The 3475-nt window shown below is 58.4% G+C and carries 2 protein-coding genes; one reads left to right on the top strand and one right to left on the bottom strand.

The genetic code is table 11. The features are described from left to right. Positions 1–117 precede the first annotated feature (117 nt). A protein-coding gene (locus ACZ66Z_RS36610) for an IS5 family transposase (protein ID WP_469940298.1) occupies positions 118–926 on the bottom strand; the annotation gives its coding sequence in 2 pieces (ribosomal slippage) (positions 118–578 and positions 578–926; 810 coding nt in all). Positions 927–1884: 958 nt separating this feature from the next. Between ACZ66Z_RS36610 and ACZ66Z_RS36605 the strand changes: the two genes are divergently transcribed. Further along, on the top strand, positions 1885–3387 hold the full coding sequence (locus ACZ66Z_RS36605) for a putative adhesin (RefSeq protein WP_469940296.1): 1503 nt from the start codon (positions 1885–1887) through the stop codon (positions 3385–3387). The last annotated feature ends 88 nt before the right edge of the window (positions 3388–3475 follow it).

Below are 3475 nucleotides of genomic sequence, written 5' to 3'. Positions count from 1 at the left end.
CAGCCCGCCGCCTTGTGGATACCGCATGTCCCGGTGATACCGCACAGACGACGAGCCGTCAGCCCCTACGACTCCACGAGTTCAATCTCAGTAACGAGAAGATCAGTACTGATCGTTTCAGAATGAGGTTCGGAGTCGTCGCAAGCAGATGATGCTGCAGGCGAGTAGGAGCAGGCCGAGGTGGAGGTCGGTGCGTATCTCGTAGCGGATCCGCAGTCGTTTGAACTGGTGGAGCCAGGCGAAGGTCCGCTCCACGACCCACCGTGTCTTGCCCAGACCCGATCCGTGCGGGCCACCTCGACGGGCGATCTTGGGTGTGATGCCGCGGGTCCGGAGGATGCGCCGGTACGTGTCGTAGTCGTAGCCGCGGTCGGCGAACAGCCGGCCCGGCCGGTGTCTCGGCCTCCCGCGAAGTCCCCGGATGCGGGGGATCGCGTCCAGCAAGGGTGTCAGCTGGGTGACATCGTGCCTGTTTCCGCTGGTCAGGGTGACGGCGAGGGGTGTGCCGTGCCGGTCGGTGATCAGATGGTGCTTGCTGTCCGGCCGGCCGCGGTCGGCCGGCGAAGGTCGGGTGTGAGCCCCGCTTTGAGGGCTCTGATGTGCGAGCCGTCGATCGCGGCGTCGTCCATGTCCAGCAGGCCGGTCTTGCGCAGCTCGGCCAGGAGGACCTCGTGCAGGCGGGGCCAGACGCCGGCCTCGGTCCAGTCCCGCAGCCGCCGCCAGGCCGTCACCCCGCTGCACCCGGTCCGCTCGGCGGGCACGTCTCTCCAGCTGACATTCTTGCGCAGCACGTAGACGATGCCCCGAAGAGCCGCACGATCGTCCGCCGGCGACCGTCCGGGATACCGATGACACCGCGGCGGACGGGACGGCAGCAGCGGAGCGATGCGTTCCCACCGGTCATCAGGCACAAGACCATCCGACACCCGCACCACTCTGCCGCCACCAGACCCGACCGCCAAGCCCTCACGCCGAACTCATTCTGAAACGATCAGTTAGATGCGGAGGCTGAGCACGTCGCGGCTTGCCCGGCGTTCTGCGGCCAGTTCACCCTGAGGCACAGCCAGTCACGGGACGCGGTGCACTGATCACGGCATGCCGTCAGACTGCCTATCTTGAGCACCAGGGTGCTTTCCTGGTATATGCGCCGTAAGAATGACCAGGTCCATGGGCACCTATTCGCCCTGTCGCTGGCCAAGACCGTACTGGAGGATCTATCCCGGGTGGGAACGCGGACGATGGTGTGGCTGAACGAAGCCCAGCACTACCTCTGCGGCCGGAAACATGGCGAACGGACGGCTTCAACACACTGTTTCCCAGCGCCGCCTGCCCCGGTGAGTAGAGTCCTCGGACGGTACCGGATGAGCGGCGGAGAAGGCCAGCCGGCTTGGGCGCGCAAACCGTAGAAGGAGGCTTCAGCCCCCTTCTCGCCCTGTTGCGCACGTCATCGACCGCTCGCCCATTCATACCTTAGAGGATTGCATCATCAGGCAGACGTTCCTACCTCAATGACGGACCTTTTGACACTGATTTTTCCGATGGGACATGGAAGGGTTTGAGGTCAATGAAGCCTTATGGGTTCAATGCGATCCCAGACCCCAGACCTGCCGTTGAATGAAGGTTCCATGAACAACGAAGAAATTGCCAATAGGATGGCCGACAAGCTCACTCGAACACCTATCCACCCGGGTCTAGCTGGGATAATTCGCCGTAACGGCCTTTCATCCCTCAGTCGAGAAGAAGTCAGAGAGGCCGTCTTCTTGGCAGCTAAGCGTATCTTGGAATCTCGAGGACGCGCCGTCTAGTTGTCACCCCAAAGAGTTCGCTAATCCACAGCAGGTTTCCTCGTTTCCCCTTTCGGGAAAACTCGGATCTCCGGTGTGCTTGACGCTCTTGCTGATCAACAGGGAGCCCGATCTCCCTTCAAACCTTCCGTATACCGCTGAAAAGGTCTCGCACATGCCTCTGCTGCAAGTTTCGAAGTTGGTTGACGCACTGGTGGAGAAAAATCAGTTCGTTGAGATGATTCTACGCGAGCAGGAGAACGCGCGAATCCAAGGGGGCGCTCTAACAACAGTTGGCCCGCCTCAATACGATGCCCCGGCTGGACTCGGGCAGCCTGCGGCCGCCCTGGGCGACAGCGGTCGTAAGATCTATGCCCTGGGGCATGGAGAGGTCGAAAGTAACGACCTTGTTACGCTGCCGAAGAATGGAAGAACCGTCAGGTTCTACTGCACGACGGGCTACTCCCTCGACATGGCAAGAGGCATAAGAATGATCGTCGATGACATTGAGGGTCGAACGATCAGCCCGCCTAATTCAGGCGAAGTGGTTCCAAATATGACACTCCACTCTTTCACCGGTAGCCAGGAGGAACTTGCCCGCAAGATGCTTGGACAGAATTCCGATCTTCTCCATTGGGTGGGGAAGAATCTTCAGGATGGCGTCAGGCTTTGCAGTGATACGAGTGGACTGAACTGCGGGCGCGGAGAGCACGACTGCGAGGGGCTCCTCGGGATCTTCGGTGGATCTGATGTCGATATCATTGCGTGCCGACGCGGAGAAGGCAGCGATGTACAAACCGACTGGGGAAATGGAAGACTAATAGGGCTCGATCTAATTTCATCCGGCACATACAAGCGGTCGGTAATGTATTCCAATATGATCCAAAGGGATGCGGACAGCGGAACTCCCTACTCGGGAGAGTTTGCCGGGGAGTTCGACTCTCTGAGTGAAGCGGATCAGGGGTTCGTCCTCCTGGACGATACTGGTACCAGGTCTTGGTACTATGCCCGAGAAATCTGGAAGCACTCTGGTGAATTCAAGGATTCCAAAGCAATGCTAGATGCGCTCGACTGGGTCAGGACTGAATACCCAGAAGAGTACACAAGGCTGCTCGAGGACGACTCATTTCTTCGATTCGGATTGACGGAAGAGAACATTCTCGCGATATTTAAAGCCGAACAGAGCGTCTCTCCGGTGTATGATGGAGTTCTGTCCGACATGACCCAGAGGGAAGAGTCGATAGAGCTGCAGAAATATCTGGAAAACCTGACGAACGGAAATGTCGAGTTCGGGAACTGGGTGACCTGGCAAGAAATCTGGGAGAAAACTTCAGGGTTTACGGACAAGAGCGCTCTCTTCGAGATTCTGGAAACCTATATATTCACCGATGAGAGCTCCACCCAGTTCTCCTACATGCGCAAGGACCCTCTCCTGTATGCCGCTCTGGACGGGCCTACAAATTTGCGCATCGAATTGCGAGATATGTACATTACGGGACATTCGGATCAAATCGCGCCCACGTACGGGCACTATCGCGATCAGGTCGAATATCATGGCCTGCAGAAAGATGTGGTGCTCTCAGGTTTCCTTACTAATTACTGAGATTGAACTCGTGGAGTCGTAGGGGCTGACGGCTCGTCGTCTGTGCGGTATCACCGGGACATGCGGTATCCACAAGGCGGCGGGCTGA

It is taken from the genome of Streptomyces sp. NPDC107498, assembly GCF_055582805.1.
Note: the sequence above shows the minus strand (reverse complement) of the source record. Positions and strands in the feature narration are given on the sequence as shown.